At 71.8% G+C, this 15237-nt stretch carries 6 protein-coding genes and 1 pseudogene; 3 read left to right on the top strand and 4 right to left on the bottom strand.

The window, feature by feature from the left end; genetic code table 11:
- The first annotated feature begins 36 nt into the window (after window positions 1–36).
- Together ACZ6MA_RS06620 and ACZ6MA_RS06615 are read left to right on the top strand one after the other, a co-directional pair.
- The gene (locus ACZ6MA_RS06620; protein ID WP_469431608.1) at window positions 37–6249 is read left to right on the top strand and encodes a type I polyketide synthase; all 6213 of its coding nucleotides are present in this window, start codon (window positions 37–39) and stop codon (window positions 6247–6249) included.
- A 111-nt stretch (window positions 6250–6360) separates the two neighbouring features.
- A complete protein-coding gene (locus tag ACZ6MA_RS06615) occupies window positions 6361–7548 on the top strand; it encodes a cytochrome P450 (protein WP_469431607.1) in 1188 nt (395 codons plus the stop codon).
- A gap of 88 nt (window positions 7549–7636) precedes the next feature.
- On the opposite strand, the gene ACZ6MA_RS06610 is transcribed toward ACZ6MA_RS06615, so the two are convergent.
- The 4 genes from ACZ6MA_RS06610 to ACZ6MA_RS06595 all read right to left on the bottom strand — a co-directional run bounded on the left by ACZ6MA_RS06610 (window position 7637) and on the right by ACZ6MA_RS06595 (window position 11588).
- Complete coding sequence (locus ACZ6MA_RS06610) at window positions 7637–7837, bottom strand: ferredoxin (protein ID WP_469431605.1); 201 nt, start codon at window positions 7835–7837, stop codon at window positions 7637–7639.
- 97 nt (window positions 7838–7934) lie between these two features.
- Window positions 7935–9110 carry a cytochrome P450 gene (locus tag ACZ6MA_RS06605; RefSeq protein WP_469431604.1) on the bottom strand — a complete coding sequence of 392 codons (1176 nt, stop codon included), beginning with the start codon at window positions 9108–9110 and terminating at the stop codon, window positions 7935–7937.
- Window positions 9111–9129: 19 nt separating this feature from the next.
- A complete protein-coding gene (locus tag ACZ6MA_RS06600) occupies window positions 9130–10188 on the bottom strand; it encodes a DegT/DnrJ/EryC1/StrS family aminotransferase (RefSeq protein WP_469431603.1) in 1059 nt (352 codons plus the stop codon).
- A gap of 11 nt (window positions 10189–10199) precedes the next feature.
- Entirely contained in the window at window positions 10200–11588 is a 1389-nt protein-coding gene (locus tag ACZ6MA_RS06595) for a glycosyltransferase (protein ID WP_469431602.1), read from the bottom strand.
- A 406-nt stretch (window positions 11589–11994) separates the two neighbouring features.
- Between ACZ6MA_RS06595 and ACZ6MA_RS06590 the strand changes: the two are divergent.
- Window positions 11995–15219: pseudogene (locus tag ACZ6MA_RS06590) on the top strand (type I polyketide synthase); the annotation flags it as partial.
- Between the last annotated feature and the right edge of the window lie 18 nt (window positions 15220–15237).

Genomic DNA, 15237 nt, shown 5'->3' with positions numbered 1-15237 from the left:
GCCCCGGTCGATTTTTACAAGGAAGGTTCCCTGAGGATGCCGGACGACAAGAAACTCGTCGACTACCTGAAGTGGGTCACCGCGGATCTGCACGAGACCCGGCAGCGCCTGCGGGAGGTCGAATCCGGCCGGCACGAGCCGGTGGCCATCGTGGGAATGGCCTGCCGGCTGCCGGGCGGGGTCCGCTCCCCTGAGGACCTGTGGGAACTGGTCGCCTCCGGTGGCGACGCGATCAGCGGTTTCCCCACCGACCGCGGCTGGGACCTGGACGTGCTGGCCGCCGGCGGACAGGGCGCCAGCGCGACGCTCGAAAGCGGATTCCTGCACGACCTCGCCGACTTCGACCCCGGGTTCTTCGGGATCTCGCCGCGTGAGGCACTGGCGATGGACCCCCAGCAGCGACTGCTGCTGGAGGTCGCCTGGGAAGCGATGGAACGCGCCGGAATCGACCCGGTCGCACTGCGGGGCAGCAGGACCGGTGTCTTCGTGGGCACCAGCGACCAAGACTACAAGCACCTGGTGCTGGCGTCGCGGGACGACATGGGCGGCTTCGCCGGTACCGGTCTGGCGGCGAGCGTCCTCTCGGGCCGGCTGTCCTTCGCCTTCGGGCTCGAGGGCCCGGCGGTGACGGTGGACACGGCCTGTTCCTCGTCGCTGGTCTCGCTGCACCTCGCGGCGCAGGCGCTGCGCAACGGGGAGTGCTCGCTGGCACTGGCCGGTGGTGCGACGGTCATGGCGACCTCCGCGAACTTCGCCGGATTCAGCGAGCAGGGCGGTCTGGCACCCGACGGGCGCTGCAAGTCCTTCTCCGACGCCGCGAACGGCACCGCCTGGTCGGAGGGTGCCGGCATGCTGCTGGTGGAGCGTCTCTCCGACGCCCGGCGCAACGGCCACCCGGTCCTCGCGGTGCTGCGCGGCAGCGCCGTCAACCAGGACGGCGCGTCCAACGGTCTGACCGCCCCCAACGGCCCCTCGCAGCAGCGGGTCATCCGCCAGGCCCTGGCCAGCGGCGGACTGTCGCCGGCCGACGTGGACGCGGTCGAGGCACACGGCACGGGCACCAAGCTGGGCGACCCGATCGAGGCGCAGGCGGTTCTGACCACCTACGGCCAGGACCGGGAGCGTCCGCTGCTGCTGGGCTCGCTGAAGTCGAACATCGGCCACACGCAGGCCGCCGCCGGCGTCTCCGGTGTGATCAAGATGGTCATGGCGATACGGCACGGCGTGCTGCCCCGGAGCCTGCACCTGGACACCCCGTCCTCGCACGTGGACTGGGACGCCGGCGCGGTGGAGCTGCTGACCGACAGCAGGGCGTGGCCGGAGACGGGCCGGGAGCGACGTGCCGGTGTGTCGTCCTTCGGCATCAGCGGCACGAACGCGCACGTGATCCTGGAGCAGGCCCCGCCGGCCGAGGACGCCGGGACCGACAGCGTCCTGGAGCCCGGCGTGGTGCCGTGGCCCCTGTCGGGCAAGTCCGCCGAAGCACTGCGCGGACAGGCGGCCCGGCTGCTGGCGTGGCTCAAGGAGCACCCCGGGGCACGGCCCACGGACGTCGGCTTCTCGCTCGCGACGGGCCGGACGGCCTTCGAGTACCGGGCCGTCGTACCGGCCGCCGACCCGGCGGAGGCGGTGGACGCCCTGACGGCACTGGCGGCCGACGCGCCGACGGCCGCACCGGTCCACGGTGTGGTCTCGCAGGGAAAGCTCGCGTTCCTGTTCTCCGGACAGGGCAGCCAGCGCATCGGCATGGGCCGCGAGCTGTACGAGCGCTTCCCGGTCTTCGCCGAAACCCTGGACACCGTCCTCGCCCTGCTGGACCCGGGGCTGGACCGGCCGCTGCGGGAGGTGATGTGGGCCGACGACCCGGAGCCGCTGAGCCGGACCGGCTACACCCAGCCCGCGCTGTTCGCGGTGGAGGTGGCGCTGTTCCGGCTGCTGGAATCGTGGGGCGTCACCCCCGACTTCGTGGCGGGCCACTCCATCGGCGAGGTCACGGCCGCCCATGTGGCGGGGGTCTTCTCGCTGGAGGACGCCTGCCGGCTGGTGACGGCCCGCGCCACGCTGATGCAGGCGCTGCCGGCGGGCGGGGCGATGGTCGCGCTGCAGGCATCCGAGGAGGAGGTCCTGCCGCTGCTGTCCGACCGGCTGTCGATCGCCGCGATCAACGGCCCGTCGTCCGTGGTGATCTCCGGTGACGAGGACGCGGCGCTGGAGGTCGCGGCCCGCCTGTCGGCGCGGGGCCGCAAGACGTCCCGGCTGCCGATCAGCATCGCGTCCCACTCGCCGCTGATGGACGCGGTGCTGGAGGACTTCCGCGCCGTCGTGGAAGGCCTGTCGCCCCAGCCGCCGGCCATCGCGGTGGTCTCCCACCTCACCGGCGAGGTGGCGGTGGCCGAGGAACTGTGCTCGGCCGACTACTGGGTGCGGCACATCCGCGAGGCGGTGCGCTTCGCCGACGGCACGCGGACGCTGCTCAAGCAGGGCGTGACCACCTTCGTCGAACTGGGCCCGGACGCCGTGCTGTCGGCCCTGGCCCAGGAGACGCTCGCGGCCGAGGCGGTGACCGTCGTCCCCGTGCTGCGCAGGAACCGGCCCGAGGAGCCCACCATCGTCACCGCGCTCGCCGAACTGCACTGCGGCGGCGTCACGGTGGACTGGGACACGTTCTTCCGGGGCACGGGCGCGCGGCGCGTGGACCTGCCGACGTACGCGTTCCAGCGGGAGCGGTTCTGGCCGACGGTCTCGGCGCGCGGCGGCGATGCCGCGGGCCTCGGACTGATCCCCGCCGAGCACCCCCTGCTGGGCGCGGCGATGTCGGTGGCGGGCTCCGACGAACTGGTCCTGACCGGCACCCTGTCGGCGACCACGCATCCCTGGCTGGCCGATCACCGGGTCATGGGCCGGATCACCCTGCCGGGCTCGGCGTTCGTCGAGCTGGCCGTCCGGGCCGGGGACCAGGCGGGATGCGACCGGGTCGCGGAACTGGCCCTGGACGCCCCGCTGGTCCTCGCCGAGCGGGGAGCGGTCGCGGTCCAGGTCCGCGTGGGCGAGGCGGACGAGTCCGGCCGACGCGCCGTCACCGTCCACTCCCGGCCCACGGACGCCGTGGAAGGCGACTGGACCGCACACGCCCGGGGTGTGCTCGTCACCGGCGAGCCGACGGGCGGGACCGAGGGGGCTGACGGGGCTGACGGGGCTGAGGGGGCCGGCGGGCTCGACGACGGCGTGTGGCCCCCCGAGGGGGCGCGGCCGGTCGATCTCACCGACCTGTACCCGCGGCTGGACCGGGCCCGCTTGGCCTGCGGGCCGGTGTTCCGGGGACTGCGGGCCGCCTGGCAGCGTGACGGCGAGTGGTTCGCCGAAGTGGCGCTCACCCAGGAGGCCATGGCCACCGGGGCGTTCGCCATCCACCCGGCGCTGCTGGACGGCATCGTCCGGGCCGCCGGTCTGCTGGCCGCCGGTGACACCGACGGTGGTGTCGTCGCCGGTGCGTGGGGCGGGCTCACCCTGCACGCCTCCGGCGCCTCGGCGCTCCGCGTCCGGCTGGCCGCCACGGACGGGGACTCCCTGTCGTTCACGGCCGTCGACGCCTCGGGCGCCCCGGTGGTCTCCGCGGAGTCGCTGACGCTGCGTCCGCTCTCCGGCGAACAGCCGGTGACGGTCACGGCGGCGGGCGGCCAGGCGTCCCTGTTCGCCGTCGAGTGGGCCAAGATCCCGATGGGTGCGGCGCCCGCATCGGGCACCCGCTGGGCCGTCGTCGGCGCCGACGAACTCGACCTCGCCTACGCGATGCACCGGGCCGACGAAACCATCACCGGCTACGGTGACACCCTCGCCGGGGCGGTCGGTGACAGCGGCGTCGCACCGGACGTCTTCCTGGTTCCCGTCGCGGGTGACGCCTCGGCCACCGGACCCGCGGCGGTGCGCGCGCTGACGACCTGGGTGCTGGGTCTGCTGCAGGAATGGCTGGCGGACGAGCGGCTGGCGAACTCGCGGCTGGTGTTCGTGACCCGGGGGGCGATCGCCCTCGACGGCGAGGACCTCCCCGACCTGGCCGCGGCCGCGGTATGGGGCCTGGTGCGCTCCGCCCAGACCGAGAACCCCGGCAGCTTCCTGCTGGTGGACCTCGACGACGCGTTCGTCTCGGCCGCCGAGCTGCCCGGCCTGATCAGCCTGGACGAACAGCAACTGGTGGTGCGGGCGAACACCGTCCGCGCGGCCCGGATGGCACGGCTGCCCGAGCGGGACCCGGCGGAAGCCGCGGTGGACGGCGACGGTCCGTGGGACGGCCACGGGACCGTGCTGATCACCGGTGGTACGGGTGGTCTCGGCAGCGGCCTGGCACGCCACCTGGCGGCCGAACACGGCGTGCGGCACCTGCTGCTCGCCAGCCGCCGCGGTGAAGCCGCGCCGGGGGTGGCACAGCTACGGGCGGAACTGGCAGCCCTGGGCGCCGAGGTCGTGGTCGCCGCCTGTGACGTGGCCGACCGGGACGCGGTGTCCGCGCTGGTGGCGGGCGTACCGGCCGAGCATCCGCTCACGGCCGTGGTGCACACCGCCGGTCTCCTGGACGACGCGATGCTGGGTTCGCTGACGCCCGAGCTGATGGAGCGGGTGCTGCGGCCGAAGGTGGACGCGGCATGGAACCTGCACGAGGCGACGCGCGGACTCGACCTGTCGGCGTTCGTGCTGTACTCGTCCGTCTCCGGTGTGCTGGGAGCCCCGGGACAGGGCAACTACGCCACGGCCAACGCGTTCCTGGACGCACTGGTCGCCCACCGCAGGGCGCTGGGCCTGCCGGGCCTCTCGCTGGCCTGGGGCCCGTGGGCCGAGGGCAGCGGCATGACCGGCTCTCTCGACAAGTCCGACGTGGACCGGATGTCCCGCTCCGGCATGCCGCCGCTGTCCATGGAACAGGGCCTGGCCCTCTTCGACGCGGCGACCGGCCGGACGGAAACCCCCGTCATCCCCGCCCGCGTCAACATCGCCGGACTCCAGGTGCAGCAGGCGCTGCCGGCCCTGTGGCGGGACCTGGTCCCGGCCGCGCGCCGTACGGCCACGGCGGGGGACCGGTCCGCCGTCACCCTGCGGGAGCGGCTGCGCGGTCTCGAAAGCGCGGCGCGGGCGAGCCTCTTCCTGGAGGTGGTGGTGGGATACGCCGCCGGTCTGCTCGGCCACCGGGACGCCGGCGCGATCAAGGCCGACCGCCGCTTCCTGGAACTCGGTTTCGACTCCCTGGCCTCCGTCGGGCTCCGCAACCAGCTCGCCGAGGTGCTCGGCATGCGCCTGCCGTCCTCGGTGGTGTTCGACAACGAGACACCGCTCAAGCTCGCCGAGTGGCTGCACACCGAGTTCGAGAACCAGAACGACCCGAAGGCCGCGCCCACGACGGCCGGTGGGGTGCGAACGGCCCATCACGCGGACGACACGGTGGAAGGGCTGTTCTTCAACGCGGCGAAGGCCGGCAAGCTGGTCGAGGCCATGCGCCTGCTGCGGGCGGTCGCCAACACCCGGCCCACCTTCGAGAGCCCGGCCGAGCTGGAGGAGCTGTCCGCCCCGGTCACCCTGGCCGAGGGCCCGAGCACGCCCCGCCTGGTCTTCGTCAGCGCACCGGGCGCCACCGGGGGCGTGCACCAGTACGCCCGTATCGCGGCGCACTTCCGGGGCAAGCGGCACGTCTCCGCGCTGCCGCTCATGGGCTTCGCGCCCGGCGAACCGCTGCCCGCCACCAGCGAGGCCGCGGGCAGGATCGTCGCGGAGAGCGCCCTGCACGCCAGCGACGGGGAACCGTTCGTCCTGATCGGCCACTCCTCCGGCGGCTCGCTCGCCTACCAGGCCGCGGGTGTGCTGGAGGAGACGTGGGGGGTCCGCCCCGAGGCGGTCGTCCTGCTGGACACCCCGAGCGTGCGCTACGAGCAGGGGGAGGGAAACGACCTCGACCGGACCATGCGCTTCTACCTGGCCGATGTCGACTCCCCGTCGGTCAACCTCAACAGCGCGCGGATGTCCGCCATGGCCCACTGGTTCATGGCCATGACCAGCATCGAGGCATCCCCCACGACCGCTCCCAAGCTCCTGGTCAAGTGCACCCTGCCCTGCAACGGCCTGATGTTCGACACCTCGTCGGTGCCCGTGGACGAGGTGCGTGAGATCGAGGCCGACCACCTGTCACTCGCCAAGGAACACTCGGCGCTGACGGCGCGGGCGATCGAGGAATGGGTCCGGGCGCTGCCGACCGCCGGCGCCTGACCCCCCTCCCGGTCACCGGGAACCTCGTACGTGGCCCGGCCGCCCCGGCACCGGGGCGGCCGGGCCACGCCTTCGCCACCCCCCCACACGAGAACGCCAGAAGGAGGCACCATGACCACGTCCTACGAACTGCCCGAGATCACCGCCGACCCCCCCGCCGTCCTAAGGCTGAGCCCGCTGCTGCGCGGCTTACAGGCCCGCGGCGCGGTCTGCCGGGTCAAGACCCCCGCCGGTGACGAGGCATGGCTGGTGACCCGGCACGCCGAGCTGAAGGAACTGCTGCTCGACCCGCGTCTGGGCCGCTCGCACCCCGACCCGGTGAACGCCCCGCGGTACGTCAGGAACCCGTTCCTGGAGCTGCTGATCACCGACGACGACCCCGAGAGCGCGCGCAAGCTGCACGCCGAGACCCGCACGCTGCTCACCCCGAACTTCTCCGCCAAGCGCGTCCGCGACCTCAAGCCCCGGGTGGAGGCCATCGCGGAGGGCGTGCTGGAGGGCTTCGTCGCCCAGGGGCCGCCCGCCGATCTGCACGGACAGCTGTCCCTGCCGTTCTCCCTCATGGTGCTGTGCGAGCTGATCGGCGTGCCGCCCGAGGACCGGGCACGCCTGGTGGAACTGCTGTCCGGCATGGCCGGCGTGGACGAGCCGCAGGGCATCGCGGAGGGCCAGCGGGCCCTCTTCGCCTACCTGCAGGAGCTGGCGGGCCGCAAGCAGACCGCCCCCGGCGACGATGTGATGTCCCGGCTGTGCGAGAGCGGGGCCCCGGCCGAGAAGGTCGGCCACATGGCCGCGGGGCTGCTGTTCGCCGGGCTGGACGCCGTCGCCAGCCACGTCGACCTCGGCGTGGTGCTGCTCGCCACCAACCCCGACGCGCGACAGGCCGCGCTGGGGGATCCGCGCGTCATGGCCGCCGCCGTCGAGGAGATCCTGCGGACGGCCAAGGCCGGTGGTTCGGTGCTGCCCAGATACGCCAGCGCCGACGTGGAGATCGGTGAGGTGACCATCAAGGCGGGCGAACTCGTCCTGCTGGACTTCACCCTCCCCAACTTCGACGAGCGGGTCTTCACCGAGCCGGAGCGCTTCGACATCACCCGGTCGCCCAACCCGCACCTGACGTTCGGCCACGGCATGTGGCACTGCGTCGGCGCCCCGCTGGCCCGGCTGGAGCTGCGCACGATGTACACCCTCCTCTTCACCCGGCTGCCGGAGCTGCGGCTCGACCTGCCGGTGGAGGACCTCCAAGTGCTGGGCGGACGGCTCTCGGGAGGGCTCACCGAGCTGCCCATGCGGTGGTGACCGCCGCCCGGCCCAGGGCGTGAAACGGGCCCCGCCCCCACGGTCGTGTGGGGGCGGGGCCCGGCTCATGCCCGGGGCGTCGGGGAACTCAGTCCTCGTGCACCGTGATCGCCTGGGACGGGCAGATCCTGCCCGCCAGCCGCACGTCCTCCACGACCGCCTCCGCCGGCTCCCCGTCGAGGACCATGACGATGCCGTCGTCGTCCTGGTCGAAGACGTCCGGCGCCGACAGCACACACTGCCCGGCCCCGATACAGCTGTCGATGTCCACGCTGATACGAACCATCATTTCCTCCATCGGCGAATCGATACCTTCTCGCGCGCCCGGACGCGCGGCGGGCCGGGCGGGGGAGTCCGAGTCCCCCGCCCGGCCCGTGGGAGCGCCGCTACCAGCGCACGGGCAGCGCGTGCAGCCCGAACAGCACGCTGTCGTACTTCAGCGGCAGCTCATCGACCGGCACCGCGAGTTCCAGCGTCGGGATCCGCTCGAACAACGACCGGTAGGCCAGCTCCATCTCGACCCGGACCAGGTTCTGCCCCAGGCACTGGTGCACCCCGTACCCGAACGCCACGTGGTGACGGGCGGACCGGCTGGGATCGAACTGGTGCGGGCACTCGAAGACCGTCTCGTCGTGGTTGGCCGCCGCGACCAGCGGCACGATGCCCTCGCCCGCCTTGATGAGCTGCCCGCCGATCTCCACGTCCTCCACCGCCACCCGGAACGCGACCAGGTCGGCGACGGAGTAGTAGCGCAGCAGCTCCTCCACGGCCCGCTCGTCGCCGATCCACTGCGGGTTCATCAGCAGCGTCACCGCGCCGAGCCCGATGTTGTTCGCCGTCGTCTCGTGGCCGGCGATGAGCAACAGCATCCCCACGCCCGACAGTTCCTGCGGGGTCAGCTTGCCGTCCGCCAGCAGCCGGCTCATCAAGTCGTCGCCCGGCCGCTTCGACTTGAGCGTGATCAGCCGGTTGAGATAGCGCAGCAGCGCCTTGGTGGCCGCCTCCCGCTGCTCGTCGGTCGAGGTCAGGGTGACCAGTACCCGGGTCTGCGCCTCGAAGAAGTCACAGTCGGCCTTCGGCACCCCCAGCAGCCTGGAGATCACCAGCGACGGCACCGGCAGCGCGAAGTCCGCGATCAGATCGGCGGAGTCGCCCTTGGCGAGCATGGCGTCGATGCGCTCGTCGACGATCGCCTGGATCACCGGCCGCATCTCCCTGATCCGGCGGACGGTGAATTCCGGGATCAGCGTCTTGCGGAACCGGGTGTGCTCCGGCGGGTCCAGCGCCACGAACCAGCCGGGCACCTGGTCCTGGGCGGGCACCCCACCGGTCTTCGCCGGCCGGGGGAAGCCCGGGTGCGAGGGATTGGAGCTGATCCGGGGGTCGGTGAGCACGGCCCGGACCTCTTCGTGCCGGGTCACCAGCCAGACCGGCGCACCGGTGGGCAGCGTCGAGCGGACGAGCCCCTCGCGCTTGCGCAGGCCCGCGTACTCCTCCGGTGGATAGGGCCGGCCGGGCCGCCGCAACGGGAAGCCGACCATATTCGAATCGGTGGTAGTCATTGTCTGCGTTTCCCCTGTGTCAGCGCGCGCCGTAGAACTCACGGATCTTCCCGATGATGAAGTTCTGGTCGTCCTCGGTCAGGCCCGTGTGGGTCGGCAGATAGAAGCCGTCCTCGCTGAACCGGGTGGCGTTCAGCGTCGGCCAGGCCGGGTCGAGATAGCCGGGCTGCATGCTCATCGGCTTGAAGAACACCCGGGTCTCGATGGAGGCGTCGGCCAGGAACGCGCGCAGCTCCTCGCGGCGCTCGGCACGCAGGTCGTACATCCACAGCACGTCCCGCGGGGGCATCAGGGTGATCCCCTCGATGTCCCGCAGCCCCTCGTCGTAGCGCTTCTCTATCTCCCGGCGGGTGGCCAGGATCTCGTCGAGCTGCTCCACCTGGGCCAGCGCGACGGCGGCCTGGAGGTTCGTCATCCGGAAGTTGTAGGCGAGCTTCTTGTGCAGGAAGTTGTGTTCCTTGTTGAACGCCATGCCCCGCAGATGGGCCATCTGCTCCGCGAGCCGGGGATCGTCGGTGAGGCAGATACCGCCCTCGCCGGAGGTGATGATCTTGTTGGCGAAGAGCGAGAAACAGGCGATGTCACCGACCGGCCGTACGCCGTGCGCCTCCGCCGTGTCCTCCACGACCCGCAGGTTGTAGTCGTGGGCCAGCTCCATGATCGCGTCCATGTCGCACCGGCGCCCGTAGATGTGCACCGGCATGATGACCTTCGTACGCGGGGTGATCTTCTCCTCGATGCGGGAGACGTCGATATTGAGATCGTCCCCGCAGTCCACGAACACCGGGGTCGCCCCCAGGTACGTCGCCGACCACGCGGTCGCGATCATCGTGAATTCGGGGATCAGCACCTCGTCGCCCGGGCCGACGCCCAGCGCCCGCAGGGCCAGGGTCAGTGCCGTGGTCCCGGAGGAACAGGCGACCCCGTGCGCGACCCCGTTGTACCGCGCGAACGCGCTCTCGAATTCCTTGACCTTCGGGCCCTGCGACGAGATCCAGCCGTCGCTGATCGCCTCGGTCACATAGGAAAGCTCCCGCCCCTTGAGCCAGGGCTGCGAAACCGGATACGTGAATGCCATGGAAACCTCGCTCAGTCCTTCGCCAGTGCGGGGAGTCCAAGGATCAGATCGGCCGCGGCGCCCCGCCCGCCGGCCGCCCGCAGAATCCGTCCGAAGTGCTCGGCGCGCTCGCGGAACGAACGGTCACCGAGCACCCGGGTCAGCTTGCCGACGACGTCGTCGGCGTCGACGGTCTCGGGACGGTCCAGTTTCAGGCTCACCCCGAAGTCCTGGCCGCGCCGTGCCTGGTCGTCGCAGTCCACCCACAACGGCCGCACCACCAGGGGCTTGCCGAAGTACAGCCCCTCGTGGAAGCCGTTGCCACCCGCGTGGGTGAAGAAGACCTTCACGCTCGGATGGGCCAGCACGTCCAGCTGGGAGGGCACCCAGTCCACGATCCGCAGATTGTCCGGCAGCGACTCGGCCGGGGGCAGCAGCTTCTGCTGTTCCCGCGGCAGCTTCCACAGGAACTGGTGCCCGTCGCTCATCCGGCGCGCCACCTCCACCAGCGACGCGACGTGCGCCCGCGTCAGCCGGGTGATCGTGCCGAAGCCCATGTAGACCACGGAGTCGTTGTGCGCGAGCCACTCCGACAGCCCGTCGTCCTCGGGCGCCTGGGGCAGTGGCGGCACCATCGTGCCGACCAGGCGCATCTTCGCGGGAACGGGGAACGGGTAGTCCAGTTCGGGCACCGAATAACACAGCACCATCTCGGACTTGTCGATCCGGACCATCATGCCGCGCGCCTCGGGGGAGATGCCCAGCTCCTTGCGGACCTGGTTGTCCTCCTCCACCACCTTGCGCATGTCGGACGTCATGAACAGCCCCAGCGTACGCATCCGGAACAGCTGGTTGGCCACCCGCTGGGCGGGGGTCATGTCCAGCGGCAGACCGGTGTGCGGCACGGGGAAGTGCGGCTGGGTGTACGACTTGGCGAACGGCACGTGCGAGGTCAGCACATTGCTGGGCAGGAACGGCACCCCCAGCACGAACGGAATGTTCTTGGTGATCGCCAGCTCGTACGCGTACTGGCACATGCTCTCGATGACCATCAGCGCCGGCTTCACCTCGTCCACCACGGCCTCGAGCGCCCGGTACTTCGCCACCCGCGAACGCGGGGCGAACGAGTGCTTGATGACCGCCCGGTGTGCCTTGAACCTCGACCGCTGTGTCACTTCCCGGTACGTCTTGTCGTCCCAGGTGACGGCGGACATCTCGGTCACCACCTCGCCCAGGGAGGCGAATTCCACCGGGGTGTCCACCTTCAGCGCCTCTACCTCCGCGCGCCGGTTCTCGTCCGTCGCGAACCACAGGTCCTGAACTCCCCGCCGGGACAGCTCCTCGGCCAGGACGAGCAGCGGATTCAACAGTCCGCTTTCGGGATAACTGACAAACAGAATCGGCCGCCGAGTCGAGCCCATGACAATAACCCTCCAGAAGTGGCGGCCCGGCAGCAGCTCGGCGCCAGGTGTGCGCACGGCCGGTCGCCGAGTGGCCGCGTCTCAATCGATGCCCGCGCCCACGGCCGGCGTCGTCCGCCCGGGACGTCAAGGGACAAGACTGCGGGAAGAATCGAGATGGTTACGTGGTCTCACGCCAGGTCGAAGAGAATCCCTAGTCTTCGTCCCGAAGGAACGGCCGGGCCGGCCGACCGTGGCCGCCCGTACCGGAAATGACACGGCATCAGGCAAGCGATCACGTTCTTCTTGTAGGGAAATCTACAGCCTTCCCGCCCATACGATCCGCTCGAAGTGAAGTTTCCGAGCCGACATTCCTCATGGGTGGTGCAGCGTCATGACGAGCGGAGCAGACAGCGCGTCCTGCGGCGCGGGCGGTCAGGGGGCCGGAGCGCACGCCCACGACCCGGTGGTGATCGTCGGGATGGCGTGCCGGTACCCCGGCGGTGTGCGGTCGGCCGCGGACCTGTGGGACGTGGTCGCCTCCGGCCAGGACGTGATCTCCGCGTTCCCGGCCGACCGCGGCTGGGACCTGGCGGCCCTCGCCGGTACCGGCCGGGGCTCCAGCGCCACCCGTGAGGGCGGTTTCCTCTACGACGCGGCCGGCTTCGACGCCGGTTTCTTCGGCATCTCCCCCCGGGAGGCGCTGGGCATGGACCCGCAGCAGCGCCTGACCCTGGAGGTCTCCTGGGAGGCGGTCGAACACGCCGGGATCGACCCGCTGAGCCTGCGCGGCAGCCGGACCGGGGTCTTCGTCGGCACGAACGGCCAGGACTACGCCCTCGTCGCCCAGCGGTCGACGGAGGACCTGGAAGGGCACTCGCTGACAGGACTGTCCCCCGCCGTGGCCTCCGGCCGGGTGGCCTACACCCTCGGGCTGGAGGGCCCGGCGGTCACCGTGGACACCGCGGCCTCCTCCTCCCTGGTGGCCCTGCACTGGGCGGGCCAGGCGCTGCGCGCGGGGGAGTGCTCGTTGGCCCTGGCGGGCGGGGTGACGGTCATGTCCACCCCCGCGGCCTTCGTCGGGCACTCCCGGCAGGGCGGCATGGCCCCCGACGGGCGGTGCCGGGTCTTCTCCGACGACGCGGACGGCACGGCCTGGGCCGAGGGCGTCGGCATGGTGCTGCTGGAACGGCTGTCGGACGCGCGGCGCAACGGTCATCCGGTGCTGGCGGTGCTGCGGGGCAGCGCGGTCAACCAGGACGGCGCGTCCAACGGTTTGACGGCCCCCAACGGCCCGTCGCAGCAACGGGTGATCCGGCAGGCGCTGGCGAACGCGGGTCTGTCCCCGTCGGATGTGGACGCGGTGGAGGCGCACGGCACGGGCACCCGGCTGGGTGACCCGATCGAGGCGCAGGCGCTGCTGGCGACCTACGGCCAGGACCGTGAGACGCCGCTGCGACTGGGGTCGTTGAAGTCGAACATCGGCCATGCGCAGGCCGCGGCCGGTGTCGCGGGCGTCATCAAGATGGTCATGGCGATGCGCCACGGCGTCCTCCCCAAGACCCTGCACGTCGGTACACCGACCTCGCGGGTGGACTGGACGGCGGGCACCGTGGAACTCCTCACCGACGCGATGGCGTGGCCCCGGACGGACCGCCCGCGACGGGCCGGGGTGTCGTCGTTCGGCATCAGCGGCACCAACGCGCACGTGGTACTGGAGCAGGCCCCGCCGGCCGGCGGACCGGTACGGGAGCCGGGCCCCGGCACGGTACCCGCCGTGGTGCCGTGGGTGACCTCCGCCCGCACCGAGGAAGCGCTGGACGCCCAGCTGGACCGCGTCAGGGCACTCGCGGCGGCCGACACCGGCCTCGCGCCCGTCGACGTCGGATACTCCCTGGCGACCGGCCGGTCGGTGTTCACCCACCGTGCGGTGCTGCTCGCCGCACAGGGCGAGACCGTCCTCGCGGCCCGCGGCACGGCGGGCGGTGCGGGGGCCCTGGTGGCCCTGTTCCCGGGCCAGGGAAGCCAGCGCCTGGGCATGGGACGGGAGCTGTACGGCCGGTTCCCGGTGTTCGCCGACGCCCTGGACACGACGCTGTCCGTCCTGGACCGCCATCTGCCGCGCCCCCTCCGGGACGTGATGTGGGGCGACGACCCGGAGGAGCTGAACCGCACCGGGTACACCCAGCCCGCGCTGTTCGCGGTGGAGGTGGCACTGTTCCGACTGGCGGAGTCCTTCGGTGTCACACCGGACTTCGTCGCGGGCCACTCCGTCGGCGAAGTGGCGGCCGCCCATGTGGCCGGGGTGTTCTCGCTCGACGACGCCTGCCGTCTGGTGGCCGAGCGCGGCCGGCTGATGCAGAAGGTCGCGGACCGCGGTGCGATGGTCGCCGTCCAGGCCACCGAGGACGAGGTGCTGCGGCTGCTGACCGAGACGTCGCTGACCGAGACGGTGTCGGTCGCCGCGGTCAACGGGCCCTCGTCGGTCGTCCTCTCCGGCGCCGAGGACGCGGTCCTGGAGATCGCGGGGCGACTGGCGGCCGAGGGGCGCAAGACCTCGCGGCTGCGGGTGTCGGTCGCCGCTCACTCCCCGCTGGTGGAACCCGTGCTGGACGAGTTCCGCGCGGTACTCGAGGGCCTGACGTTCTCCGCGCCGGCCCTGGCCGTGGTCTCCAACGTCACCGGCCGTATCGCCGAGCCCGGGGAGCTGTGCGCCCCCGAGTACTGGGTGCGGCACGTGCGCCGGGCCGTCCGCTTCGCCGACGGGATCACCGCCCTGCACACGGCCGGCGTCGGCGTCACCCTCGAACTGGGCCCCGGCGGCGTCCTCTCCGGCATGGCCCGGGGCTGCCCGGGCGCGGCGGACCTCACGCTGGTGCCGGCGCTGCGCGACGACCGCGGCGAGGAGGCCGCACTGCTCACCGCGCTGAGCCGGCTGCACGTCATCGGCCGGCCGGTGGACTGGCCGCGGATGTTCGAGGGCACGGCCGCCCATCGGGTGGACCTGCCGACGTATGCCTTCCGGCACGAACGCTTTTGGCCGGTCGGCGCGGACACCACCCTCGCGCACACCGCGCCCGGCGGTGACGGTGCCGAGGCGCGGCCCGCTCCCGCACCGGCGGCCGGGGAGCGGCCGTTCGCCGAGCGGCTGCGGTCGATGCCCGCCGCCAAACGCTCCGGGTATCTGCTCGGCCTCGTACGCGCCGAGGCCGCCACCGTGCTCGGGCACGGCGGTGCGGGGCGCGTCGGCGCCCACCACATCTTCAAGGAACTGGGTTTCGACTCGCTGACGGCCGTCGAACTGTGCGACCGGCTGAGCGCTGTCACCGGCCTGCGGCTGCCCAGCTCGCTCGTCTTCGACTGCCCGACACCGGTGTCGGTCGCCGACCATCTGCTCGCGCGGCTCGTGGACGACTCCGCGGCGCCGGCCCTCGAGGAACTCGACACGCTGGAAGCGGTGGTGCGGGCGGCGGCGGCGGACGGAACGGACGCCGAACGCGCGGCGATAGCCGAGCGTCTGGACCAACTCCTCGTCTCGCTCAGGGAATTGACGAGGAAGGCGGAACCGGACGGCGGCTCCGAGGAAGACATCAAAACGGCGTCGGTCGACAGACTGCTCGACATCATCGACGAAGAATTCGAAATCGCTTAAAGATCGACAGCTTTCGTT

This window comes from Streptomyces sp. NPDC042259, from assembly GCF_055582085.1.
Note: the sequence above shows the minus strand (reverse complement) of the source record. Positions and strands in the feature narration are given on the sequence as shown.

Coding starts and splice junctions, on each gene's coding strand:
- ACZ6MA_RS06595 (WP_469431602.1), bottom strand. CDS start 11,588: ATGGGCTCGACTCGGCGGCCGATTCTGTTTGTCAGTTATCCCGAAAGC.
- ACZ6MA_RS06620 (WP_469431608.1), top strand. CDS start 37: ATGCCGGACGACAAGAAACTCGTCGACTACCTGAAGTGGGTCACCGCG.
- ACZ6MA_RS06610 (WP_469431605.1), bottom strand. CDS start 7,837: ATGATGGTTCGTATCAGCGTGGACATCGACAGCTGTATCGGGGCCGGG.
- ACZ6MA_RS06600 (WP_469431603.1), bottom strand. CDS start 10,188: ATGGCATTCACGTATCCGGTTTCGCAGCCCTGGCTCAAGGGGCGGGAG.
- ACZ6MA_RS06615 (WP_469431607.1), top strand. CDS start 6,361: ATGACCACGTCCTACGAACTGCCCGAGATCACCGCCGACCCCCCCGCC.
- ACZ6MA_RS06605 (WP_469431604.1), bottom strand. CDS start 9,110: ATGACTACCACCGATTCGAATATGGTCGGCTTCCCGTTGCGGCGGCCC.